Source organism: Burkholderia sp. COPS (genome assembly GCF_019425585.1).
In the GTDB taxonomy this organism is placed as follows: domain Bacteria; phylum Pseudomonadota; class Gammaproteobacteria; order Burkholderiales; family Burkholderiaceae; genus Burkholderia; species Burkholderia cepacia.
The window spans coordinates 123,856-147,308 of sequence record NZ_WIXR01000047.1 but is presented as its reverse complement, the minus strand read 5'-3'; the positions used below and the strand labels follow the sequence as shown (position 1 = coordinate 147,308).

At 67.1% G+C, this 23,453-nt stretch carries 24 protein-coding genes and 2 pseudogenes; 10 read left to right on the top strand and 16 right to left on the bottom strand.

All coding sequences use genetic code 11. The features are described 5' to 3' along the window. Positions 1–212 precede the first annotated feature (212 nt). From FOZ70_RS31410 to FOZ70_RS31395, 4 genes and pseudogenes are all read left to right on the top strand, one after another. Positions 213–713 (top strand): annotated as a pseudogene (locus FOZ70_RS31410) (beta-ketoacyl-[acyl-carrier-protein] synthase II); the annotation flags it as partial. An 8-nt stretch (positions 714–721) separates the two neighbouring features. Beyond that, positions 722–1,537, top strand: coding sequence for a beta-ketoacyl synthase chain length factor (locus FOZ70_RS31405; protein ID WP_219707503.1), 816 nt, complete (start codon positions 722–724; stop codon positions 1,535–1,537). Continuing rightward, positions 1,537–2,040: a hotdog family protein gene (locus FOZ70_RS31400; protein WP_219707502.1), complete on the top strand. Its 504-nt coding sequence runs from the start codon at positions 1,537–1,539 to the stop codon at positions 2,038–2,040. Before FOZ70_RS31405 ends, FOZ70_RS31400 begins: the two co-directional genes overlap by 1 nt. Before the next feature lie 30 nt (positions 2,041–2,070). After that, positions 2,071–2,361, top strand: a complete 291-nt coding sequence (locus FOZ70_RS31395; protein ID WP_059589684.1) for a hypothetical protein — start codon at positions 2,071–2,073, stop codon at positions 2,359–2,361. Positions 2,362–2,452: 91 nt separating this feature from the next. Here the strand turns inward: FOZ70_RS31395 and FOZ70_RS31390 are convergent, their stop codons facing one another. The 7 genes from FOZ70_RS31390 to mug form a co-directional block, all read right to left on the bottom strand. Next, positions 2,453–2,659 (bottom strand): hypothetical protein, encoded by a 207-nt coding sequence (locus FOZ70_RS31390; protein ID WP_048025658.1) that lies wholly within the window; start codon positions 2,657–2,659, stop codon positions 2,453–2,455. A 108-nt stretch (positions 2,660–2,767) separates the two neighbouring features. Next, positions 2,768–3,511, bottom strand: coding sequence for an acetoacetyl-CoA reductase (gene phbB / locus FOZ70_RS31385; RefSeq protein WP_219707501.1), 744 nt, complete (start codon positions 3,509–3,511; stop codon positions 2,768–2,770). Between the two features lie 217 nt (positions 3,512–3,728). After that, positions 3,729–4,910, bottom strand: coding sequence for an acetyl-CoA C-acetyltransferase (locus tag FOZ70_RS31380; RefSeq protein WP_219707500.1), 1,182 nt, complete (start codon positions 4,908–4,910; stop codon positions 3,729–3,731). A gap of 291 nt (positions 4,911–5,201) precedes the next feature. After that, entirely contained in the window at positions 5,202–5,786 is a 585-nt protein-coding gene (gene phaP, locus FOZ70_RS31375) for a TIGR01841 family phasin (RefSeq protein WP_021162577.1), read from the bottom strand. Between the two features lie 507 nt (positions 5,787–6,293). Then, the gene (locus FOZ70_RS31370) at positions 6,294–7,058 is read right to left on the bottom strand and encodes a ParA family protein (RefSeq protein WP_048025661.1); all 765 of its coding nucleotides are present in this window, start codon (positions 7,056–7,058) and stop codon (positions 6,294–6,296) included. A 101-nt stretch (positions 7,059–7,159) separates the two neighbouring features. Continuing rightward, positions 7,160–7,783 (bottom strand): DNA-3-methyladenine glycosylase, encoded by a 624-nt coding sequence (locus tag FOZ70_RS31365; RefSeq protein ID WP_219707499.1) that lies wholly within the window; start codon positions 7,781–7,783, stop codon positions 7,160–7,162. Continuing rightward, the gene (gene mug / locus FOZ70_RS31360; protein WP_219707498.1) at positions 7,770–8,318 is read right to left on the bottom strand and encodes a G/U mismatch-specific DNA glycosylase; all 549 of its coding nucleotides are present in this window, start codon (positions 8,316–8,318) and stop codon (positions 7,770–7,772) included. The genes FOZ70_RS31365 and mug overlap by 14 nt, the downstream gene beginning before the upstream one ends. 229 nt (positions 8,319–8,547) lie before the next feature. Between mug and FOZ70_RS38280 the strand changes: the two are divergent. Further along, a pseudogene (locus FOZ70_RS38280) lies at positions 8,548–8,698 on the top strand (IS5/IS1182 family transposase); the annotation flags it as partial. Positions 8,699–8,710: 12 nt separating this feature from the next. Here the strand turns inward: FOZ70_RS38280 and FOZ70_RS31350 are convergent. From FOZ70_RS31350 to FOZ70_RS31335, 4 genes are all read right to left on the bottom strand, one after another. After that, the gene (locus tag FOZ70_RS31350; protein WP_021162582.1) at positions 8,711–8,992 is read right to left on the bottom strand and encodes a hypothetical protein; all 282 of its coding nucleotides are present in this window, start codon (positions 8,990–8,992) and stop codon (positions 8,711–8,713) included. A gap of 98 nt (positions 8,993–9,090) precedes the next feature. Beyond that, positions 9,091–9,321, bottom strand: coding sequence for a hypothetical protein (locus FOZ70_RS31345; protein ID WP_244113407.1), 231 nt, complete (start codon positions 9,319–9,321; stop codon positions 9,091–9,093). 300 nt (positions 9,322–9,621) lie between these two features. After that, positions 9,622–10,173: a single-stranded DNA-binding protein gene (locus tag FOZ70_RS31340; protein WP_175865171.1), complete on the bottom strand. Its 552-nt coding sequence runs from the start codon at positions 10,171–10,173 to the stop codon at positions 9,622–9,624. Positions 10,174–10,274: 101 nt separating this feature from the next. Further along, entirely contained in the window at positions 10,275–11,462 is a 1,188-nt protein-coding gene (locus FOZ70_RS31335) for an MFS transporter (protein ID WP_219707497.1), read from the bottom strand. 265 nt (positions 11,463–11,727) lie between these two features. Between FOZ70_RS31335 and uvrA the strand changes: the two genes are divergently transcribed. Both uvrA and FOZ70_RS31325 read left to right on the top strand, forming a co-directional pair. Further along, positions 11,728–14,613, top strand: coding sequence for an excinuclease ABC subunit UvrA (uvrA, locus tag FOZ70_RS31330; RefSeq protein ID WP_219707496.1), 2,886 nt, complete (start codon positions 11,728–11,730; stop codon positions 14,611–14,613). Between the two features lie 253 nt (positions 14,614–14,866). Next, complete coding sequence (locus FOZ70_RS31325) at positions 14,867–15,952, top strand: AI-2E family transporter (protein ID WP_048025668.1); 1,086 nt, start codon at positions 14,867–14,869, stop codon at positions 15,950–15,952. A gap of 86 nt (positions 15,953–16,038) precedes the next feature. On the opposite strand, the gene purU is transcribed toward FOZ70_RS31325, so the two are convergent. The 5 genes from purU to FOZ70_RS31300 all read right to left on the bottom strand — a co-directional run bounded on the left by purU (position 16,039) and on the right by FOZ70_RS31300 (position 21,180). Continuing rightward, the gene (gene purU / locus FOZ70_RS31320; protein ID WP_021162590.1) at positions 16,039–16,923 is read right to left on the bottom strand and encodes a formyltetrahydrofolate deformylase; all 885 of its coding nucleotides are present in this window, start codon (positions 16,921–16,923) and stop codon (positions 16,039–16,041) included. A gap of 73 nt (positions 16,924–16,996) precedes the next feature. Continuing rightward, positions 16,997–17,863 carry a DUF4743 domain-containing protein gene (locus FOZ70_RS31315; RefSeq protein ID WP_060225309.1) on the bottom strand — a complete coding sequence of 289 codons (867 nt, stop codon included), beginning with the start codon at positions 17,861–17,863 and terminating at the stop codon, positions 16,997–16,999. Positions 17,864–17,868: 5 nt separating this feature from the next. Then, on the bottom strand, positions 17,869–18,483 hold the full coding sequence (locus tag FOZ70_RS31310) for a LysE family translocator (protein WP_021162592.1): 615 nt from the start codon (positions 18,481–18,483) through the stop codon (positions 17,869–17,871). Between the two features lie 41 nt (positions 18,484–18,524). Next, complete coding sequence (locus FOZ70_RS31305) at positions 18,525–19,091, bottom strand: adenine phosphoribosyltransferase (protein WP_219707495.1); 567 nt, start codon at positions 19,089–19,091, stop codon at positions 18,525–18,527. An 82-nt stretch (positions 19,092–19,173) separates the two neighbouring features. Next, on the bottom strand, positions 19,174–21,180 hold the full coding sequence (locus FOZ70_RS31300; protein ID WP_048028905.1) for a monovalent cation:proton antiporter family protein: 2,007 nt from the start codon (positions 21,178–21,180) through the stop codon (positions 19,174–19,176). A gap of 126 nt (positions 21,181–21,306) precedes the next feature. Between FOZ70_RS31300 and kdsD the strand changes: the two genes are divergently transcribed. The 3 genes from kdsD to lptC are packed head-to-tail and all read left to right on the top strand — an operon-like array spanning position 21,307 to position 23,444. Further along, positions 21,307–22,290 (top strand): arabinose 5-phosphate isomerase KdsD, encoded by a 984-nt coding sequence (gene kdsD / locus FOZ70_RS31295; protein ID WP_021162595.1) that lies wholly within the window; start codon positions 21,307–21,309, stop codon positions 22,288–22,290. Beyond that, positions 22,290–22,826, top strand: a complete 537-nt coding sequence (locus FOZ70_RS31290) for an HAD family hydrolase (RefSeq protein WP_021162596.1) — start codon at positions 22,290–22,292, stop codon at positions 22,824–22,826. Before kdsD ends, FOZ70_RS31290 begins: the two co-directional genes overlap by 1 nt. 3 nt (positions 22,827–22,829) lie before the next feature. Continuing rightward, entirely contained in the window at positions 22,830–23,444 is a 615-nt protein-coding gene (gene lptC / locus FOZ70_RS31285; protein ID WP_021162597.1) for an LPS export ABC transporter periplasmic protein LptC, read from the top strand. Positions 23,445–23,453 lie beyond the last annotated feature (9 nt).

Below are 23,453 nucleotides of genomic sequence, written 5' to 3'. Positions count from 1 at the left end.
CTCCACCCACCCCCTCCTCCCGCTCCCACCGGCTCGCCCCCTTCCCGCCGAGCCTCGCCCCGTCCCCCCCACCCCCAATCCCCCCCGCCTTCCCCCCCCCGGGCTAAACCCTCCCCCTCCACCCCCCCCCCCCCCTCCCCCGGCCTCCCCGCCCGCCCCCGCCCCCCCTCTGCGCCCCGCCCCTCCGCCCGGCCGCGCCCCCCGCCCACCCACCGCCCGCCCCGCTCGACGCCGATGCGATCCTGCTGCTCGGCATCGGCGAATCGAGCGACGCGCATCACATGTCGTCGCCGCATCCGGACGGGCTCGGCGCGCGTGTCGCCATCGAGCAGGCGCTTGCGTCCGCCGGCCTCGGCGCGAACGACATCGACTACGTGAACCTGCACGGCACCGCGACGCCGAGCAACGACGCGGCCGAAAGCCGCGCGATCGGCGCGCTGTTCGCCGGCACGCCGTGCAGCTCGACGAAGGGCGCGACCGGCCATACGCTCGGCGCGGCGGGCGCGCTCGAGGCGGTCGTCGCCGCGCTCGCGCTGCGCGAACAGTTCGTGCCGGCCGGCGTCAACACGGCGCAACCCGACCCGACACTCGTCGCCGACTACGTGCTCGCGAGCCGCGATGCGCGCGTGCGCGCCGCCCTCTCCAATTCGTTCGGCTTCGGCGGCACGAATTGCAGCCTGATCCTCGGCCGCGCCGACCACGCACGCCGTTGAGGCCCGCCATGACACTGACCGCCTTCATCGAAAGCATCGGCCTCGTCGGCCCGGGATTGAGCGGCTGGCCGCACGCGGCCGACGTGCTCGCGGGCCGCGCGCCGTATGCGCCCGCCCGCACCGAGCTGCCGCCGCCGGCCGGCCTGCCGTCGGCCGAGCGGCGCCGCACGGGCCCCGTCGTGCGCACGGCGCTCGCGGCCGGCCACGAAGCGGTGGCCGCAAGCGCACGCGACGCCGCGACGCTCGCGACCGTGTTCAGCGCGTCGGGCGGCGACGGCCAGAACTGCCACGCGATCTGCGAAACCCTCGCCGGCGACGATCGTCAGTTGTCGCCGACGCGCTTCCACAACTCCGTGCACAACGCGCCGGCAGGCTACTGGAGCATCGCGACCCGCGCGATGGCGACGTCGAACGTGCTGTGCGCGCACGACGGCAGCTTTGCGGCCGGGCTGCTCGAGAGCCTGTGCCAGGTCGTCGTCGATCGCGTGCCGACGCTGCTGATCGCGTACGACACCGACTATCCGGAACCGCTGCGCGCGGTGCGGCCGATCGACGATGCGTTCGGCGTCGCGCTCGTGCTCGCGCCGGAAGCAAGCGAACACGCGCTCGCCCGCATCGACGTGCAACTCGCCGACACCCCCGCCACGACGCTCGCGCACGCCGGGCTCGACGCCCTGCGCGCCGGCAATCCGGCCGCGCGCGTGCTGCCGCTGCTCGAGGCGCTCGCCGCGCGGCGTTCGACACGCGTCGTGCTCGACTACCTGGCCGATACACGCGTGCAGGTCGATGTCGCGATGCCGGATACGTTCGTGGAGCGTGCGTGATGACCGCGACGGCCCCGCTCGCGCCGCCGCTCGACCACGCGTGGATCGCCGCGCACATTCCGCACGACGGCGCGATGTGCGTGCTCGATACGGTCGATGCGTGGGATGCCGCCCGCATCCGCTGCACCGCGACGAGCCACCGCGATCCGCACAACCCGCTGCGCGCGCACGGCCGGCTCGCGTCCGTCTGCGGCATCGAATACGCGGCGCAGGCGATGGCCGTGCACGGCGCGTTGCTCGGTGCGCACGAAGCGCGCCCGCGCGTCGGCTATCTGGCGAGCGTGCGCAACGTCGACGCGTTCGTCGACCGGCTCGACACCTTCACGCAGCCGCTCGTCGTCGAAGCGGAACGCGTGAGCGGCGACGCCCGCTCGGTGTTGTACGGCTTCGCGCTGCGCTGCGGCGAGCGCGTGCTGCTGTCCGGCCGCGCCGCGGTGATGCTCGACGCATCGGCGGCCGGCGTGCTTCGCCCGGCGCCCGCCGGCGACGCGAATCCTCGCTGAAGAGGCTTTTCAACGGAAGGAAACCAGGTCGTGAAAGTTCGTCAGTTCATTGGTACCGCGCTCGTTCTGGCGCTGATCAGCCCGATCGCGCACGCGGACATGTCGGAAGTGAAGCAGGACATCAAGCGCGATTCGAAGGAAGCCGCGCACAAGACCGGCGAGGCGGCCCGCAGCTTCGGCCACGCGACCGCGAGTGCGGCGAAGGCGGTCGGGCACGGCGTCGCACACGTCTCGCGCGAAGGCTGGGATGCCACCAAGCGCACGACGAAGCGGATCTTCCACAAGAACGGCTCCGGCGAGTCGGGCGGAAAGAGCGATTGACGACGGGCATCGCGCGCACCGCCTTGCGGCATGCGCGCGACGCGTGACCGCGCGTCAACGGTGATGCGCGACTGCCGCCATCCCGCTGCCGTCAACGCGCGCCGCGCATGCGGCGTGCCGGCCTGGCCCGCACGCGCGCGAAACACTTGCCGTAAGCGACGAGCCAGCAATCGCGATGATCGAAGTTCCGCAGCAGCCGCGCACGGCGCCGTTCGAGCCAGAAGAGCGAGATCGCCATCGTCAGCGCGACGGCCAGTGCCGCGCCGCCGATCGCGAGTCCCATCCAGGTGTCGCTCATGCCTTCTCCGGAATGCGGGGCCGCACCGGCACACCTGTGCCGCCGCGGCACTGAAACCAGCGGAACACGGCCCGGCACGGGCATGCGCGCCGTCCGGGCCGCCGTGCGTCAGTGCATGTGCTGGCCGCCGTTGATCGCGATGTTGGAGCCCGTCACGAAGCCGGCCTCCTCCGAGCACAGGTAAGCGACCAGCGCCGCGACTTCCTCGGGCTTGCCGAGCCGGCCCGCCGGAATCTGCGGGAGGATCTTCGAGTCGAGGATGTCCTGCGGGATCGCCGTGACCATCTTCGTCGCGAGGTAGCCCGGCGACACGGTGTTCACCGTCACGCCCTTGCGCGCGATCTCGAGCGCGAGCGATTTCGTGAAGCCGTGCATGCCGGCCTTCGCGGCCGCGTAGTTGGTCTGGCCGACCGAACCCTTCGAGCCGTTCACCGACGAGATGTTGACGATGCGGCCCCAGCCGCGCTCGACCATGCTTTCGCAGACCGGCTTCGTCATGTTGAACACGGAATCGAGGTTCGTGCGGATCACCGCATCCCAGTTGACCTTGTCGAGCTTGCGCAGCGTCATGTCGCGCGTGATGCCCGCGTTGTTCACGAGAATGTCGACCGGGCCGACGTCCCGGGCGATCTTCTCGATGCACTGCTGGCACGAATCGTGGTCGGCCACGTCCACCGGATACGCATGGAACTCGCGGCCGGCCGCATGCATCTCGGTCAGCCAGCGGTCCGCGCCGGTGTTGCTCGGCGAATACGTGACGACTACCCGGTGGCCCACGTCGTTCAACCTGATGCTGACCGCTTCGCCGAGGCCGCCCATTCCACCAGTCACAACTGCAATTCGCTTAGTCATCCTATAAATTACCGACAAAAAAGTAATCGATGAAAGCGGGGCGACGGCATCGCACATGCTGCCGCCCCACCGCTTCGATGCGCAACCGCCCGCGTTGCAGGCACGGCACGCACCGGCACCTCGCGCGTGTTGTTGACCACTTGTCGTGCGCGAAAACCGCTTCACCCACGTGCGGCGCTCACCGGCGCCGCACGCGGGACGAATCGTCAGGCCCCGCTCACGCGCGCTCGACCGCGAGCGCGACGCCCATCCCGCCGCCGATGCACAGCGACGCCAGCCCGCGCTTCGCGTCACGCTTGGCCATCTCGTGCAGCAGCGTCACCAGAATCCGGCAGCCCGACGCGCCGATCGGGTGACCGATCGCGATCGCCCCGCCGTTCACGTTCACCTTCGACGTGTCCCAGCCCATCTGCTTGTGCACCGCCAGCGCCTGCGCCGCGAACGCTTCGTTGATCTCCATCAGGTCCAGGTCGCCCGGCGTCCAGCCCGCGCGCTCCAGCGCACGGCGCGAGGCCGGCACCGGGCCCATGCCCATCACGCTCGGATCCACGCCCGCGTTCGCGTACGCCTTGATCCGCGCCAGCGGCGTCAGACCCAGCGCCGCCGCCTTCTGCGCCGACATCACCAGCACCGCCGCCGCGCCGTCGTTCAGCCCCGACGCGTTCGCCGCCGTCACCGAGCCGTCCTTCGAGAACGCCGGCTTCAGCCCCGCCAGCGATTCCGCCGTCACACCGTGACGCACGAATTCGTCGGTCGCGAACTGCAGCGGCTCGCCCTTGCGTTGCGGGATCGACACCGGCACGATCTCGTCGTCGAAGCGCCCGGCCTTCTGCGCGGCTTCCGCCTTGTTCTGCGACAGCGCCGCGAACGCGTCCTGCTCTTCGCGCGTGATCCCGTATTCCTTCGCGACGTTCTCCGCCGTGATGCCCATGTGGTACTGGTTGTACACGTCCCACAGGCCGTCGACGATCATCGTGTCGACCAGCTTCGCATCACCCATCCGGAAGCCGTCGCGCGAGCCCGGCAGCACGTGCGGCGACGCGCTCATGTTCTCCTGGCCGCCCGCGATCACGATGTCCGCGTCGCCCGCGACGATCGCGTTCGCCGCCAGCATCACGGCCTTCAGGCCCGAGCCGCACACCTTGTTGATCGTCATCCCCGGTACTGCCGTCGGCAGCCCGGCCTTGATCAGCGACTGCCGCGCCGGGTTCTGTCCCGAGCCGGCCGTCAGCACCTGGCCCATGATCACTTCGCTCACCTGCTCGGGCTTCACGCCCGCGCGCTCCAGCACCGCGCGGATCACCGTCGCGCCCAGTTCGGGCGCCGCAATCTTCGCAAGCGAACCGCCGAATTTGCCGACCGCGGTCCGCGCGGCCGATACGATCACTACGTCCGTCATGTCCAGTTCCTGCATTGAAATCAGTTCGTCGTTCCGACGCCGGTGCGAGCCGGTCTCGGCCGGCGAACGCGCCCCCGGGCCATCCGGCGCGGTAGCGGTCGCATGCCTCCGTACGGCGAACCACACCCGTTCGCACGGGCGGCACACCAGCACGGCTCGCCGGGTCACCGGCGCGTTGCGGCAGACCAGACGCGAGCCGGACACCGCGCGGCACACGCGGCGTCCGGCGCCATCCGGCGCCGATCAATCGTGTCGCGCCCGTGCGCGACACATGCTTGCGCGGCTACGCGATCACGCAGCCGATTCGCGGGCGGCCGCGGCGTCCTTGCGCGCTGCGGCCGCCGTTTGCTTCGCACCACGCGTTGCCGTTTCGCTGACCGCGTCGAAGCCGCTCTGGGCGGCTTCGATCGCCTGCCCCGTCGCTGCGCGTACGGAGTCGGCCGCGGCGGTCGCCGCGGACAACGCCGAGTTCAGCGCGGCCACCACCGGCGCCGAGCCGGCCGGCGCGTGCTTCGACAGCTCGCCCAGCACGTCCTTCAGGCGCTTGTCGTTCTGTTCGTATTGGGCTTGCGCGACCTTTGCCCATTCGGATTGCGTCGACACCGCGATGTCGAACAGGTGGCGGCCATAGGACACGGCCTTGCCGGCCGCTTCCTGCGGCACGGCGATCTGTTGCGCGAAGCCCGCGGCCGGATTGCTGCTGTTGAACGCGTTCTTCAGCTTGTCCTCATATTCCTCGAGCGCCGTCCGGGCCGCTTGCAGGTTGAGTTCGACGACAGCCTCGAAACCTTGGATAGCCGGACGGGCGATCGCAAACCACGCGGCGATACCGGACTGATAATCGGCGTTGAGTTTTTCGGGGGCAAATACGGACATCGGGCACGCTCCTGTTGGCAATGCGAGAGACGACGTAAGGAAAATCGGAAGCCGGTTCGATAGCAGACTTCCTTATTGACAACCCGTCACTTGTTTGAGTACGGGAGGTTGAAGGAGCCCATTCTAGATCGATTAATTGTCAATTAAATGGCATTAATGCTAGGTGTAAACCCCTAATCCAATCCCGAGCGACCGCTGGAACCCATGATGCGCCGACATCGCAGACGGGGCGGCGCTTCACTCTGTCCCACAATGCGTTTTTACCTTTTTACAGGATAGCCGATCATGACGTCGCGCAACATTTACCAATTCATTATTCCGTTTATTAGAAAACCGGCGCACATTGAAAATGGAGCAGTCGCCTATGTAATCGTTTTTTCCGGATTTATTATGAAATCGTTTCCGGGATTATTAATGACGAAATCAATGATCGGACGAATTGCGGGTCGCAATAAAGAAAACGGCCGCATGATGCGGCCGCGTGCGGGGTCCGGCAGGCGCGGAAGATCAGCCGGCCAGTTCGCGATGCAGCGCGAGGAACTCCTGCGCAAGCTTGTGCCCGGGCTCCAGATGGATCACCGGCCTGGACTGCTGATGCGACTCGCGGATCTTCACCGAGGCCGACAGCTTCGACGCGAGCACCGGCAGCCCTTCTTCGACGAGTTCGTCGACGAGCCGCTGCGGCAGGCTCGCTCGCGGCTGGAACTGGTTGATCACGATCCCTTCCACCTCGAGCGTCGCGTTGTGGTCCTGCTGGATCTCCTTCACGTTCTCGAGCAGCGTGTACAGCGCGCGACGTGAAAAATCGTCGCAGTCGAACGGGATCAGGCAGCGCTCGACCGCGATCAGCGCCGAGCGCGTATAGAAATTCAGCGCGGGCGGCGTGTCGATGTACACGGCGTCGTAGGCATCGAGCTCGTTCAGCGCATCGCGCAGCTTGTAGATCTTGTAACGCGATTCGAGCTTGCCGTGCAGCGTGTCGAGATCCGGATGCGCGGGCATCACGTCGAGCCCTTCGAACGGGGTCGGATGGATGAACGATGCGACGTCGACCGGACGGAAGTTGAAGGTCAACGCGGTTTCGAAGAAATCGGCGACACCCGGCTGCGCGTCGGCCGCGGCGTCGCCGAGCAGGTAGCGCGTGGAGTTCGCCTGTGCGTCGAGGTCGATGACGAGCGTGCGCAATCCTTCGCTCGCGCTGATCGCCGCCAGGTTGCAGACGATCGTCGACTTGCCCACGCCGCCCTTCTGGTTGAATACGACCCGCCGCATGGTGCCCCCTCGATCGAACGTCGAAAAGAGCAGCTTAGCCGGTCAATAATGGCGACCGCGTGACGCAGGTCGAATTGCGTGCGACTTGTGTACGGCACGCATCAGGTGCGCGGCAGCGCCCCCGACACGTACCGGCTGCCGGGCACGCACCACCGCCACGGGAAGTCCATGCCGACGCGAATGCCGATGCGCGGCTCGCCCGCCAGGTTCGCGGGCGGCGCCGCACCGTCGTCGACGATCGCGAATCCTTCGCGCGCAGCGACGAGATCGACGCCATCCTGCGCACCACTGATGCCCATCGCCTGGGTCAGCCGCGCCGGCCCGCGGCACAGGTCGCGATCGCGCGTCTGCGGCGGCCGGGCCGCACGCATTCGTTCGATCCCGTGCAGCGGCTCGAGCGCACGGATCAGCACGCCCGTCCCCGTGCCGTCCGGGCCGCACACGCAGTTGCAGCACCAGTGCATGCCGTAGGTGAAATAGACGTACAGGTGCCCCGGCGGCCCGAACATCGTCGCGTTGCGCGGCGTCTTGCCGCGATAGGTATGCGCGGCCGGGTCGATCGCGCCGGCATAGGCTTCCACTTCGACGATCCGCCCTGCCCGGCCGTCCGCGGCCGCGAGGATCTTGTTGAGCAGTTGCGGCGCGACGTCGGTGGCCACGCGGTCGAAGAACGCGCGGGGCAGCACGGCGCCCGGCCACGCAGGCGCGGGTTCACCGCGCCGCATCCCGCCTCTCCGGTTGAAGACCGGAACCGGCCTTCGCGTGCAGGCGCAGTTGACGGTAGGCGTCGACAAGATCGTCGAGGCCGAACGCGAGATTTCTCCCGCTGGGATTGGGCAGCACCCAGACACTTGCCCCCTCCATGCGGGCCGGCTGCAATCCCCACCCGACCTCACGCTGGCCGGAAAGCGCCGAGTACGCCGCCTTGCCGAGAAAGGCAACGAAGCGCGGCCGATAACGCGCCACCTTTTGCTCGAACCCCGCGGCCGCGGCGATGAATTCCGCGCGCGAAAGCTGATCGGCGCTTGCGGTCGGCCGCTTCACCACCGCCGTCAGGCCGCAGCCATGGCCGAGTATCGCGCGATCGTCCTGCGGCGAAATTTCCGCCGGTGTGAAGCCTGCGAGATGGATCACGCGCCAGAAGCGGTTGCTTCTCCCGGCGAAGTGATGACCTGTTGCCGCAGCGGTCAGGCCGGGATTGATCCCGCAGAACAACACGTCGAGATACGGAGCGATGAGGTCGGGAAGTTCGTCAGCCACGGTTCGTCTGGATTGCGAGGGACAAGGACATCAATGAAAAGGAACCAGGCGCTCGGCCGGCGACGCGCCGCACGGACGAGCACTGCTCGAACGTCTGGAAGCGCCGAATCGGCCGCTGCACCTGCTGATGGACAAGGCGTACGAAGGCAACGAAACCCGACAACTCGCGCTCGATCTCGGCTTCATCCCCGTCGTTCCTCCGTTGAGCACACACGTTGAGCCTTGGGAGTACGACCGGGAGTTGTACAAACGTCGCAACGAAGTCGGGGGGCCGTTCCGTCGATTGAAGGGCTTTCGTCGCATCTTCCCGCGTCGACAAACTCGATCTGATGTTCACTGCCTTTATCAACTTCGCCTTGATCGTCGAAGCCCTTCGTTAGTGCGAACACATCCTAGTCCCCTTCGCGTCGGGACCGGCGAATCAAATGCCACTCCAGGTAGGCGCTGTGTCCGAACAGGATTGCCGACGTCAATGCCAGACGCCCCGTCGTGAGCACGCCCGGCGCCACGACACTGCTCAACGCGGCCACCCCGACCGACATCGGAAGCGTTCTGCCGAACGCACCCAGCAAGACGGCAAACCATCCATCGCCGAACTCCTTGCTGAAGCGCTCGGGATAAAGGCCGTACCTCAAGAACTTCCTGACCGGGCTTCGCAAATCACGAAAATGCATGACGACTCCCGACATTTCAATACATCGAACACGACAGGCGTGCGAGCATCGAAATGCTCGCACACACCCTACGGACAGGCAAAACTGCCCGTCGATATTCAGAACTTGCAGATCCAGGCCTGTCCGAGGAACGCGCCCGCGCCACTCAGAAGTGCTGCTTGCGGGCCACGGGCGGCGCCCACCAGGGCTGCCCCACCAACCGCCGCCCAGTTGATGGGTGCCGGATTAAGTTGACACGAAAAAGCGCCACTGACCTGGTTCAGGTCGCTTCGTTTGAGCTCAAGCATCGATTCGGCATCCTGATAAAAGTTGACTTGGGCCGGCTGCATCTGCGATCACATTCAGCGCCGACAACGCACTCTATCCGCGGGAGCTGTCTCGATAAATATGGAATTTCTCACGGGAATGAAGAAATCCACAACGAAATCGCTGAACCGCACCGCTCACGATGCAGGCTCAAAAATCGAGCCAGCTGTCGGGTTCGGGGGTTCGTAGCCCCCCCCTGGTTCCTGCCGGCCGGGTCTCGGCTTCCGTCTTGCGGGGAAGGAAAATTCGCGGAATCGCGAATACAAAAAGAAAAACCCCACCAGAGGGCGGGGTTGATCTTTACATTTCTCGGATACGGGAAATCAGAACGGGATATCGTCGTCCATTTCGTCGAAGCCGCCACCTGCCGGTGCGCTCGGACGGCTTTGCGCGCCGCCGCCAGCACCGCCACGCGCCGCGCCGCCGGCACGACCGCCGCCGCCGCGTTCCATCTGTTCGCCGCGACCGCCGCCGCCGCCACCACCGTAGCCGCCGCCGTAACCGCCTTCGTCACCGCCGCCACCGCCGCCGCCCGCACCGCCGCGGCCGCCGAGCATCTGCATCTGGTCGGCGACGATTTCGGTCGAGTAACGATCCTGGCCGTCCTGGCCCTGCCACTTGCGCGTGCGGATGCGGCCTTCGATATAGACCGACGAACCCTTCTTCAGGTATTCGCTGACGATTTCCGCCAGACGGCCGAAGAACGCGACGCGATGCCACTCGGTCATTTCCTTGAAATCACCGCTGGCCTTGTCCTTGTAGCGGTCGGTCGTCGCGAGACGGATGTTCGCAACCGCGTCGCCGCTCGGCAGGTAACGGACTTCAGGATCGGCGCCGAGATTGCCGACGAGGATGACCTTGTTGACGGATGCCATGTGTTTCTCCAGTAAATTCGATGCCGGGCCGCCCGCTCACGCTGCCGGTGCGGCCCGCCGGGCAAGCCGGCGAACGCCGCCGGTGCCTGCCCGAAGTAAGTTCAGGCCTTGCGCGGCGGCGCTTTCATGCTGGCCGCGATTATAAGCCACACGGCAACGAGCCCCGAGCACGTGTAGAACACCGTGTTGGCGCCCCCGTGCTTCAGCAGCCAGCCGCCCACGATGCCGCCGAGCGCGAGCCCGATCGACTGCGTGGTGTTGTAGACACCCGTGGCCGCGCCCTTGCGCGAACCGGGCGCGAGCTTCGACACGAGCGACGGCTGCGACGCTTCCAGGATGTTGAAACCGAGGAAGTAGACGAACAGGATCGCCGCCACAATCAGGATGGTATGCGGCGCGCTGCCCAGCAGCAATTGGCCGATCAGGATAGCCAGAATGCCGCCGAGCAGCACCGGCTTCATCTTGCCCCGTTTTTCCGCGACGATGATCGCCGGAACCATCATCACGAACGCGAGCCCCATCACCGGCAGGTAGACCTTCCAGTGCGCGGCGACCGGCAGGCCGCCGTCGACGAGCAGGCGCGGCACGACGAGGAACAGCGCCGTCTGCGTCGCGTGCAGCACCAGCACGCCGAAGTTCAGGCGCAGCAGCTCGACGTTGTGCAGCACCTCGGCGAACGGCGCGGGCACGTGCACGGGTTTCGCCGCGTCGGGCACGATCCACAGCACGACGCCGATCGCGAGGATCGACAGCACGCCGACGATCGCGAACAGCCCGCTCATCCCGACCCAGTGGAACACGATCGGCGCACCGACGATCGCGACCGCGAACGACACGCCGATCGAGCCGCCGACCATCGCCATCGCCTTCGTGCGGTTCTGCTCGGAGGTCAGGTCGGCGATGAACGCGAGCACCGCGGACGAAACCGCCCCCATCCCCTGGATCACGCGGCCGACGATGATCCACGTGATGTCGTGCGCGAACGCGGCGACGAAGCTGCCGATCGCGAAGATCACGAGGCCCGTGGCGATCACCGGCTTGCGGCCGAACTTGTCCGACGCCCAGCCGTAGAAGATGTAGAACAGCGACTGCGTGACGCCGTAGGCCCCGAGCGCGATGCCGACGAGCAGCACGTTGTCGCCGCCCGGGATGGTTTTCGCGTAGACCGAGAACACCGGCATGATCATGAACAGGCCGAGCATGCGCAGCGCGAAGATCGCCGCGAGCGACGTGGTCGCGCGCAATTCGGGCGCAGTCATGCGGGAAGACGTGGCAGACGGATTGGACATCGGGAATGAATTTCGAATGATCGGGATGACCGCCCGACACCGGGCGGCGGAAGATCAGGACCAGCGGCCCGGGAGGCTTGGCGGGCGACACGTCGGGGGCAGGATTCAGGCAGCCCGCGGGCTACCCGGAACCGCGCGGCGCGGCCGCTTTCCCGGCGCAGGCGCCGCCTTGCTGCCACCTGCGGCCAAGGCCGGGGGCCCCAAACGACGGCCTCGAAAAGCCGTTATAGTAGCAGGTTTGGTTCCCTCCATTTTCGCCAGGTTCATGGAACAGATCCGTATCCGTGGGGCACGTACCCACAACCTGAAAAACGTCAATCTCGACCTGCCGCGCCACAAGCTGATCGTGATTACCGGGTTGTCCGGGTCGGGCAAGTCGTCGCTCGCGTTCGACACCCTTTATGCCGAGGGCCAGCGCCGCTACGTCGAAAGCCTGTCCGCGTATGCCCGCCAGTTCCTGCAGCTGATGGAGAAACCCGACGTCGACCTGATCGAGGGTCTGTCGCCCGCGATCTCGATCGAGCAGAAGGCGACGTCCCACAACCCGCGTTCGACCGTCGGCACGGTCACGGAAATCCACGACTACCTGCGACTTTTGTACGCACGTGTCGGCACGCCGTACTGCCCCGACCACGAGATCCCGCTCGAGGCGCAGAGCGTGTCGCAGATGGTCGACGCGGCGCTCGCGCTGCCCGAGGAAACCAAGCTGATGATCCTCGCGCCCGTCGTCGCCGACCGCAAGGGCGAGCACGCCGAGCTGTTCGAGGACATGCAGGCGCAGGGTTTCGTGCGCTTTCGCGTCCGTTCGGGCGGCGGCACCGCGAACGAAGGCGTCGGGAAGATCTACGAAGTCGAATCGCTGCCGAAGCTGAAGAAGAACGACAAGCACACGATCGACGTCGTCGTCGACCGCCTCAAGGTGCGCCCGGACATGAAGCAGCGCCTCGCCGAATCGTTCGAGACGGCGCTGCGCCTCGCCGACGGCCGCGCGATCGCGCTGGAGATGGATACCGACAAGGAACACCTGTTCAGCTCGAAGTTCGCGTGCCCGATCTGCTCGTACTCCCTCCAGGAGCTCGAGCCGCGCCTGTTCTCGTTCAACAACCCGATGGGCGCGTGCCCGGAATGCGACGGCCTCGGCCAGATCACGTTCTTCGACCCGAAGCGGGTCGTCGCGCACCCGTCGCTGTCGCTCGCGGCCGGTGCCGTGAAAGGCTGGGACCGCCGCAACCAGTTCTACTTCCAGATGCTGCAGAGTCTCGCGGCTTTCTATGAATTCGACATCGACGCCGCGTTCGAGGACCTGCCGGAAAAGATCCGGAAGGTGCTGCTGTTCGGCTCGGGCAAGCAGACGATCCCGTTCTCGTACATCAACGAGCACGGCCGCACGACGATCCGCGAGCACGTGTTCGAAGGGATCATCCCGAACCTCGAGCGCCGCTACCGCGAGACCGACTCGGTCGCGGTGCGCGAAGAGCTGTCGAAGTACCAGAACAACCAGCCGTGCCCGGCGTGCGAAGGCACGCGCCTGCGCCGCGAAGCGCGCCACGTGCGCATCGGCACCGGCGACCACGCGCGCGGCATCTATGAAATCAGCGGCTGGCCGCTGCGCGACGCGCTCGGCTATTTCGACGGCCTGACGCTCGAAGGCGCGAAGCGCGAGATCGCCGACAAGGTGATCAAGGAAATCGTCGCGCGCCTGACGTTCCTGAACAACGTCGGCCTCGACTACCTGTCGCTCGAGCGCAGCGCCGAGACCCTGTCGGGCGGCGAGGCGCAGCGCATCCGGCTCGCGTCGCAGATCGGCTCGGGCCTGACGGGCGTGATGTACGTGCTCGACGAGCCGTCGATCGGCCTGCACCAGCGCGACAACGACCGCCTGATCGCGACGCTCAAGCACCTGCGCGACCTCGGCAACTCGGTGATCGTCGTCGAGCACGACGAGGACATGATCCGCACGGCCGACTACGTCGTCGACATGGGCCCGGGCGCCGGCGAGCACGGCGGCGTGATCGTGGCCGAAGGCACGCCGAAGCAGGTGCAGTCGAACCCGCAGTCGCTCACCGGCCAGTACCTGGTCGGCAAGCGCACGATCGAGTACCCGGACGAGCGGCTCGCGCCCGATCCCGAGCGGATGCTGCGCATCGTCGACGCGCACGGCAACAACCTGAAGCACGTCGATCTCGAGCTGCCGGTCGGCCTGCTGACCTGCATCACCGGCGTGTCGGGCTCCGGCAAGTCGACGCTGATCAACGACACGCTGTATCACGCGGTCGCGCGCCACCTGTACGGCTCGTCGGCCGAACCGGCGCCGCACGAGGCGATCGAGGGCCTCGAGCACTTCGACAAGGTGATCAACGTCGACCAGTCGCCGATCGGCCGCACGCCGCGCTCGAACCCGGCCACCTATACGGGCCTGTTCACGCCGATCCGCGAGCTGTTCTCGGGCGTGCCGACCTCGAAGGAACGCGGCTACGATCCGGGCCGCTTCTCGTTCAACGTGAAGGGCGGCCGCTGCGAATCGTGCCAGGGCGACGGCGTGCTGAAGGTCGAGATGCACTTCCTGCCGGACGTCTACGTGCCGTGCGACGTGTGCCACGGCAAGCGCTACAACCGCGAAACGCTCGAAGTGCAGTACAAGGGCAAGAACATCAGCGAAGTGCTCGACATGACCGTCGAGCACGCGTACGCGTTCTTCAGCGCGGTGCCGGTCATCGCGCGCAAGCTGAAGACGCTGCTCGACGTCGGCCTCGGCTACATCCGCCTCGGCCAGTCGGCCACCACGCTGTCGGGCGGCGAGGCGCAGCGCGTGAAGCTGTCGCTCGAACTCTCCAAGCGCGACACCGGCCGCACGCTGTACATCCTCGACGAGCCGACCACCGGCCTGCACTTCCACGACATCGCACTGCTGCTGGAAGTGATCCACCGGCTGCGCGACCAGGGCAACACGGTCGTGATCATCGAGCACAACCTCGACGTGATCAAGACGGCCGACTGGGTGATCGACCTCGGCCCCGAAGGCGGTGCCGGCGGCGGCCAGATCATCGCGCAGGGCACGCCCGAGCAGGTCGCGAAGACGAAAGCGAGCTTTACCGGCAAGTACCTCGCACCGCTGCTCAAGCGCCCGACCCGCAAGGTCGCGGCGGGCTGACGCTTCGCACCGCCCTGCCCCTCCCGCGCGCGGCCGCCCGGCCGCGCGCGCTTCTGCGCACCGCGCAACCGGCCTCCTCTCGTTTTCCCTTCTGCGTTTACACCATGCGCCAAACGGCCCCGTTGCGGCCCATAATGGCGGCTATACTTTACGGTCGTAAGGTTCGCCGTACGCACCAATCCGGTGCGGCGCCGGGCGAACACGGCTCTGCCGCGCATTCCGCGGCATGACACACGAACGACAGGAATCCACGATGGAGAAGCAACCAGACTCGTCTCGCGATACGCAGAATCGCGAACCGCACCTGCGCAGCGTGCGGCTGACGAGCGACTTCAGCCTGCCGAAGCTGTCGGCACTCGAGATCGGCAGCTATGTGTTTGCGATCCTCGCGATGTGGCTCGTGATCGAGCTCAAGCTGCTCGGCGGGCTGCTGGCCGGCCTGCTCGTCTACCAGCTGATCCACACGATCGCCCCCGTGATCGAACGTCACACCACAAGCATGCGCGCGCGCTGGGTCGCCGTCGTGCTGCTGGCCATCGCGATCGTCGGCGCGCTGACGGGCCTGACGATCGGCATCATCGAACACTTCGAACGCACGGTGCCGAACCTGCAGAGCCTGCTCGACCAGCTGATGCAGATCGTCGAGCAGACCCGCGCGCGCACGCCGGCCTGGATCGCGAACCTGCTGCCCGTCGACGTCGAGCAGATGAAGACGAAGGCCGCCGTGCTGATGCACTCGCACATGGACCAGCTTCAGCAAAGCGGCAAGAGCGTCGCGCGCGGCTTCGGCCACGTGCTGTTCGGGATGATCATCGGCGCGATGATCGCGATCGGCGTCGAGCACGGCAAGGTGCGCCGGCCGCTGTCCACCGCGCTCGTCACGCGCGTGTCGCGCTTCGCCGACGCATTCCGCCGGATCGTGTTCGCGCAGATCAAGATCTCGGCGATCAACGCGGTGTTCACCGGCATCTACCTGCTCGTCGCGCTGCCGATCTTCCACCAGCGGCTGCCGCTGTCGAAAACACTCGTGCTCGTCACGTTCATCGTCGGCCTGCTGCCCGTGATCGGCAACCTGATCTCGAACACGCTGATCGTCGCCGTGTCGCTGTCGGTCAGCATGGGCACCGCGATCGCGTCGCTTGCGTTCCTCGTGGTCATCCACAAGCTCGAGTACTTCCTGAACGCGAAGATCATCGGCGGCCAGATCGAGTCGCGCGCGTGGGAGCTGCTGCTCGCGATGCTGATCATGGAAGCCGCGTTCGGGCTGCCCGGCGTGATCGCCGCGCCGATCTTCTATGCGTACCTGAAGCGCGAGTTGTACCTGCTGCGGCTGATCTGAAGCAGCCGGCGCGCTCAAGCAACAAAAAACGCCGCGCCCCGTAAAGGGTGCGGCGTTTTTGCTTGTAACGGGCCTGCGCTGGCGAATCAGCGGAACACGACCGTCTTCGTCCCGTTCAGCACGATCCGGTGCTCGACGTGCCACTTCACCGCACGCGCGAGCGTCACGCACTCGACGTCGCGGCCGATCGCGGTCAGCTGGTCGGGCGTCATGCTGTGGTCGACGCGCTCGACTTCCTGCTCGATGATCGGGCCTTCGTCGAGATCGGTCGTCACGTAGTGCGCGGTCGCGCCGATCAGCTTCACGCCGCGATCGAACGCCTGGTAATAAGGCTTCGCCCCCTTGAAGCTCGGCAGGAACGAATGGTGGATGTTGATCGCGCGCCCGGCGAGCTGTTCGCACATGTTCGGCGACAGGATCTGCATGTAGCGCGCGAGCACGACGAGATCGGCCTGGTGCTCGTCGATCACTTCCAGCACGCGCGCTTCCTGCGCGGCCTTCGCGGCATCGGACGAGCCGCCGATCAGCGGAAAGTGATGGAACGGGATGTTGTAGCTCGCGGCGAGCTGGTAGAACTCCTTGTGGTTCGACACGATCGCCGGGATCTCGATCGGCAGCTGGCCGGTGCGATAGCGGAACAGCAGGTCGTTCAGGCAGTGGCCGATCTTCGACACCATGATCACGACGCGCGGCTTCACGGCCGCGTCATGCAGTTCCCAGCGCATCGAGAACTGCTCGGCGAGCGGCGCGAATTCCTTGCGAAGCGTGTCGAGCGCCGTCGCGGCATCCGCGCCGCCGCCGTCCTGCTCGAAGTGCACGCGCATGAAGAATTCGCTGGTGCGGCTGTCGCCGAACTGCGCCGAATCGAGGATGTTGTTGCTGCGCTCGAACAGGAAGCCCGAGACCGCATGGACGATGCCGTGCCGGTCGGGGCACGACAGTTTCAAGATAAAGCTGTGATCGGTCGGCATGACCGCTACTCCCTTCGTTTCCGTATTCGTCAAATTGCCCGTTCGCGCCGCCGGACTGCGTGCGCGGCACGCGTCACGCGGCCGGTGCGAACAGGGCGTCGATGCCCGCCGCGTCGGCCGCCGGGATCCAGCGGTGGCGCAGCAGCGTGTCGAGCGTCGCGAGGCTCGCATCCATCGTCGCGCGGCCGGCGCGCAGCCAGCCGATCACCTCGGGCACGCCGGCCAGCAGGTGCTCGGCCACTTCGCCGTCCTGGTTGCGCGGCGCGAAGTCGCGCGGCAGCGGCAGGTCGTACACGAAGATCAGTTCGGACTGCGTGCCTTCCGGCAGCGAGCACAGCACCTGCACCGCGCGGCCCGCGATCGCGCGCGCGGCCAGCTCGGCGGGAATGCCGGCTTCTTCCCAGCATTCCTTCGCGAGCGTCTCGTGAACGCCCAGGCCCCAGCCGATCCCGCCCGCGACGACGTTGTCGAGCATGCCGGGGTCGGTTGCCTTGGTCTCGCTGCGGCGGCCGAGCCACATCTGCGGGACGGCCGCGGCGGACGACTCGCCCGGCGCAACCGCATATTCTACGATGCCGTTCAGATGCACCGCGTAAGTCTGCGTGCCGAAGAAGCGCGACGCGGCGCGCTCGATGTACGCGAGCGGCGGATCGTCGAAGCGGTTGCGGATCGCGTAGATCTCGTCGCGCCAGCCGGGAATCGCGCCATCGGCCGCGAGCGCGCCGATGGCGCTCGCCAGCGCCATGCTGCGTGCGTCGACCGAGTCGTAGCGCGACGACAGCACGACGCGCTCGTCAGTCAGCTCGAACACGTCGGGCCAGCGGGCGAGCATCGCGACATCCTGGCGGCGCACCCAGCCGACCGCCTGGCCGGCCATCTCGAAACGCAGGTGCGCAGCCGGGTCGAAACGGCGCGCGGCCGCAATGCACGGAAACGTCATCGTCGTCAGTCCTTCAGCGCCACGCGGATGCCGATCGCGATGAACGTCGCACCGGCGATCCGGTCGAGCCACACGCCGGCCTTCGGGCGGCGCTTCAGCCACGCGCCGATCATGCCCGCGCCGACGCCGAACAGCGAGAAAACCACGGCCGTCTGCAGCATGAACAGCGCGCCGAGTTCGAACATCTGCAGCGTCACGCCCTGCCCGCCGTGCGGATCGACGAACTGCGGCAGGAACACGACGAAGAACAGCGTGACCTTCGGGTTCATCAGGTTGCCGATCACGCTCTGCCGGAAGATCGTGCCAAGCGGCTGCGGCGGGCGCTCGTGCGCGTTCGCGAGGCCCTGGCTGCGCAGCGCCTTGATGCCGATCCACACGAGGTACGCGGCGCCCGCGAGCTTCAGGATCTCGAACGCGACCGGCGACGAACGCAGCACGGCCGCGACGCCGAGCGCCGCGAGCGTCGTGTGGAACAGGATCCCGGCGGTGAAGCCGAGCGCGGCGACGAAACCGGCCGCGCGGCCCTGCGAGATGCCGCGTGCGAGCACCTGCAGGTTGTCGGGACCCGGCGCGAACGTAATCGCGATCGACGTGGCGAGAAACAGCATGAAGTTGGGCATCGAGACCTCGCTGTGTAACGTGGAATCAGGCGTGCCGGCGATCAGTGGCCGGCGAATTCGGTGACGGTATAAACCGGCAATCCCGCGTTGCGCAGCAGCGCCGAGCCGCCGAGATCGGGCAGGTCGATGATCGCCGCGCCTTCGACGACCTCCGCGCCGAGCCGCTGCAGCAGGTTGCGCCCCGCCATCATCGTGCCGCCGGTCGCGATCAGGTCGTCCATGATGATCACGCGGTCGCCGGGGCGGCACGCGTCTTCATGGATCTCGACCGTCGCGCTGCCGTATTCGAGGTCGTACGATTCCGAGCGCGTCTTGTACGGCAGCTTGCCGAGCTTGCGGATCGGCACGAAGCCGACGCTCAGCTCGTACGCGACGATCGGCGCGATGATGAAGCCGCGCGCGTCGAGGCCCGCGACGTAGTCGAGCTTCGCATCGACATAACGCTCGACGAACAGGTCGACGAGGATGCGCAGCGCCTTCGGGCTCTGCAGCAGCGTCGTGATGTCGCGGAACATCACGCCCGGCTGCGGCCAGTCGGGCACCGTGCGGATCTGGCTGTGGATGAAGGCGACCGGATCGAGCGGTGCGCCCGACGACGAATGCGGCATGAAACTCTCCGAAAAAAACGGTGCGCGAAGATCGGGCACCGTTTCGAATAAATACGGGTCAGGTTATCAATCCATGCGCGGCTCAGGCTGCCGCGGCCGGCGGATCGCGCCGATGGCGCGACAGCCGCTCCTCCGCGAGCGCGAGTGCCTCGGGCAACCCGCGCAGCACGACGATGTCGCTCGCGCGCAGCTTGGTCTGCGGATCGGGTTCGACGCCGCGGATGCCGTGCCGGCGGATCGCCGTGACTTCGAGCCCGAGTGCATACAGCCCGAGTTCTTCCAGCGAACGCCCGACCGCGTCCGCGCGCGCATCGACCGGCACCGATTGTAGCCGCACCTGCTCGTGGTCGTCGTCGTCCGCATCGTCCGCGCCGCGGAAATAGCCGCGCAGCAGGCTGTAGCGCTCGTCGCGCATTTCCTCGACGCGCCGCACGACCTTGCGCATCGGCACGCCCACCAGCACCAGCGTGTGCGATGCGAGCATCAGGCTGCCCTCGACGATCTCCGGAATCACCTCGGTCGCACCCGCCGCGAGCAGCTTCTCGAGATCGGCATCGTCGACGGTGCGCACGATCGCGGGCAGCGTCGGCTCGAGTTCGTGTACGTGGTGAAGCACGCGCAGCGCGGACGGCGTGTTCGCATAGGTGATCGCCACCGCCGCCGCGCGATGGATACCGGCCGCGAGCAGCGACTCGCGGCGCGCCGCGTCGCCGAACACGACCGATTCGCCGGCCGCCGCGGCCGCGCTCACACGATCGGGGTCGAGGTCGAGCGCGACGTACGAAATGCCTTCCTGTTCGAGCATCCGCGCGAGGTTCTGGCCCGCGCGGCCATAACCGCAGATGATCACGTGGCCGCGCTGCTTGAGGCTTTGCGTCGCGATCCGCGTCATCTGCAGTGACTGCTGCATCCATTCCGTAGACGAAAGCCGCATCACGATCCGGTCGGCGTTCTGGATCAGGAACGGTGCGGCGAGCATCGACAGCAGCATCGACGCGAGGATCGCCTGCAGCAGCGTCGAATCGACGAGATGCCGGTCGAGGATCAAGTTCAGCAGCACGAAGCCGAATTCCCCGGCCTGCGCGAGCCCGATGCCGGTGCGCATCGCGACACCCGGCGTCGCGCCGAACAGCCGTGCGAGCCCGGCGATCATCGTCCCCTTGAACAGGATCTGCCCGACGAAGAAACCGAGCACGAGGAACGGATGCTCCCAGATCACGCGCGGATCGAGCAGCATCCCCGTCGTCACGAAGAACAGGCCGAGCAGCACGTCGCGGAACGGCTTGATGTCCTCTTCCACCTGATGGCGGAACGGCGTCTCGGAAATGAGCATCCCCGCGATGAACGCGCCGAGCGCGAGCGACAGGCCGAAGCGGTCGGTGATGAACGCGGCGCCGAGCGTGACGAGCAGCAGGTTCAGCACGAACAGCTCCTGCGAGCGGCGCCGCGCGACGACGTTGAGCCAGCGCGTCATGAAGCGCTGGCCGATGACCAGCAGCAGCGTGAGCGCGATCACGATCTTGACGGCCGCGAAGCCGAGCGTGAGCGCGAGGTCCTTCGACGATTCGGCGCCGAACGCGGCGATCACGATCAGCAGCGGCACCACCGCGAGATCCTGGAACAGCAGCACGCCGAAGATGTTGCGGCCGTGTTCGGTCTCGATCTCGAGCCGCTCGGCGAGCATTTTCGACACGATCGCCGTCGACGACATCGCGAGCGCGCCGCCGAGCGCGATGCTGCCCTGCCACGTGATGTGCACCCAGTGCTCGAACAGCATGCCGAGCACGAGCGCGAGCACGAGTGTCGCGACGACCTGCAGCAGCCCGAGCCCGAACACGAGCCGCTGCATCGCCCTCAGCTTCGCCAGCGAGAACTCGAGGCCGATCGAAAACATCAGGAACACCACGCCGAATTCCGCGAGATGCTCCGCGCGCTCGAGGTCGGCCGCGATGCCGAAGGCGTGCGGGCCGACCAGGATGCCGACGGTCAGGTAGCCGAGCATCGGCGGCAGGTTCAGCGAACGGAATACGACGACGCCCACCACCGATGCCAGCAGCAGCAGGAGCGTCATTTCGAGCGGGGAAATCACGGGCAAAGCGTCCTCGTTCGTCGGGGCCACGGGAAAGCGGGCGCGGCAGGGTGGCGGTGGACAGGCGACATCGGACGAGTCCGAAGGCCCGGCGCGGCGAACAAACGCCTTTGCTATACTCCGCGCATGATAGCGAAAATCAATGATGATCGGGCGCTCGCGCTCGCCCGCGACGTGCTCGACATCGAGGCGGACGCCGTGCGCGCGCTGCGCGACCAGCTCGACGGCGGCTTCGTCCAGGCCGTCGCGCTGCTGCTCGGCTGCCGCGGCCGCGTGGTGGTGTCCGGTATCGGCAAATCGGGGCATATCGCCCGCAAGATCGCGGCCACGCTGGCCAGCACCGGCACGCCGGCCTTCTTCGTCCACCCCGCCGAGGCCAGCCACGGCGACCTCGGGATGGTCACCTCCGACGACGTCTTCATCGGCATCTCTTATTCCGGCGAATCGGAAGAACTCGTCGCGATCCTGCCGCTCGTGAAGCGGATCGGCGCGAAACTGATCGCGATCACGGGCCGCGCGGGATCGAGCCTCGGCACGCTCGCCGACGTGAACCTGAACGCCGCGGTCTCGAAAGAGGCCTGCCCGCTGAACCTCGCGCCCACCGCGAGCACGACCGCCGCGCTCGCGCTCGGCGACGCGCTCGCCGTTGCGGTGCTCGACGCGCGCGGCTTCGGTTCGGAAGATTTCGCGCGCTCGCACCCGGGCGGCGCGCTCGGCCGGCGCCTGCTCACCTACGTGCGCGACGTGATGCGCTCGGGCGACGACGTCCCGTCCGTCGGGCTCGACGCGACGCTGTCGGACGCGCTGTTCCAGATCACCGCGAAGCGCCTCGGCATGACTGCCGTGGTCGACGCCGACGGCAAGGTCGCCGGCATCTTCACCGACGGCGACCTGCGCCGCGTGCTCGCGCGCGACGGCGACTTCCGCACGTTGTCGATCACCGACGTGATGACGCGCGACCCGCGCACGATCGCACCGGACCACCTGGCGGTCGAGGCCGTGGAACTGATGGAGCGCCACCGGATCAACCAGATGCTGGTGGTCGATGCCGACGGCGCGCTGATCGGCGCGCTGAACATGCACGACCTGTTTTCGAAGAAGGTGATCTGATGAGCGCAGCGCTGACTGCGGCCGAACGCGCGAGCCGCGTGAAGCTGATGATTTTCGACGTCGACGGCGTGCTGACCGACGGCGGCCTGCTGTTTACAGCGGCCGGCGACACGATGAAGTCGTTCAATTCCCTCGACGGCCACGGCGTGAAGCTGCTCGGCGAAGCCGGCATCGCAACCGCGATAATCACGGGCCGCCGCTCGGAAATCGTCGCGGCACGCGCGAAGGAAATGAAAATCGCGCACCTGTTCCAGGGCGTCGAGAACAAGCTTGCCGTGTTCGCCGATCTCATCGCATCGCTCGGCCTCGCCGCCGACCAATGCGGCTACATGGGCGACGACTGGCCCGACCTGCCCGTGATGCTGCGCTGCGGCTTCGCGACCGCCCCCGCGAATGCGCACCCCGAGGTGATCGCCCGCGCGCACTGGGTGGCCGAGGCCCGCGGCGGCCACGGCGCCGTACGCGAAGTCTGCGATGCGATCCTGCGCGCGCAGCGCCGCTACGACGCGCTGCTCGCGGCCGCCTGCGGAGCCTGACGGATGAACACGCATTTCCGCTGGACCCAGCTGCTGCCGCTCGTCGCGGTCGCCGCGCTCGCGGGCATCACGTGGTGGCTGCTGCAGGCCACGCTGCCGCCGCCCGGCGAGGGCACCGCGCAGCCGAAGCGCCACACGCCCGACTATTTCGCGGACAACTTCTCGGTCACCGAGCTCGACCAGTCCGGCTCGACCCAGTACCGGCTCACGGCCGCGAAGCTGATCCACTACGAAGACACCGAAAACAGCGACCTGACCGATCCGGCGATGCGCGCGTTCCAGCCCGGCAAGCCGGTCGTGACGACCACCGCGAAGCGCGGCATCGTCAACGGCGACGTGTCGATCGTCGACTTGTACGACGACGCGCGCATCCTGCGCGCGGCCGGCGGCGGCGATCCGCAGATGCAGGCCGATTCCCAGCATTTCCGGATCTTCGTCAATGACGATGTGATCCAGACCGAAAAGCCGGTTAAACTTCAGCGCGGCCTGTCGCTCGTCAACGCGACCGACGGCATGAAGTACAACAACGTCACCCGGGTCATCGAGCTTTACGGCAACGTGCGCGGCACGATCGCCGCGGCGGACACGTCCGGCGGCTCGAAAGGTCAACCCAAGTGACGCATCCCT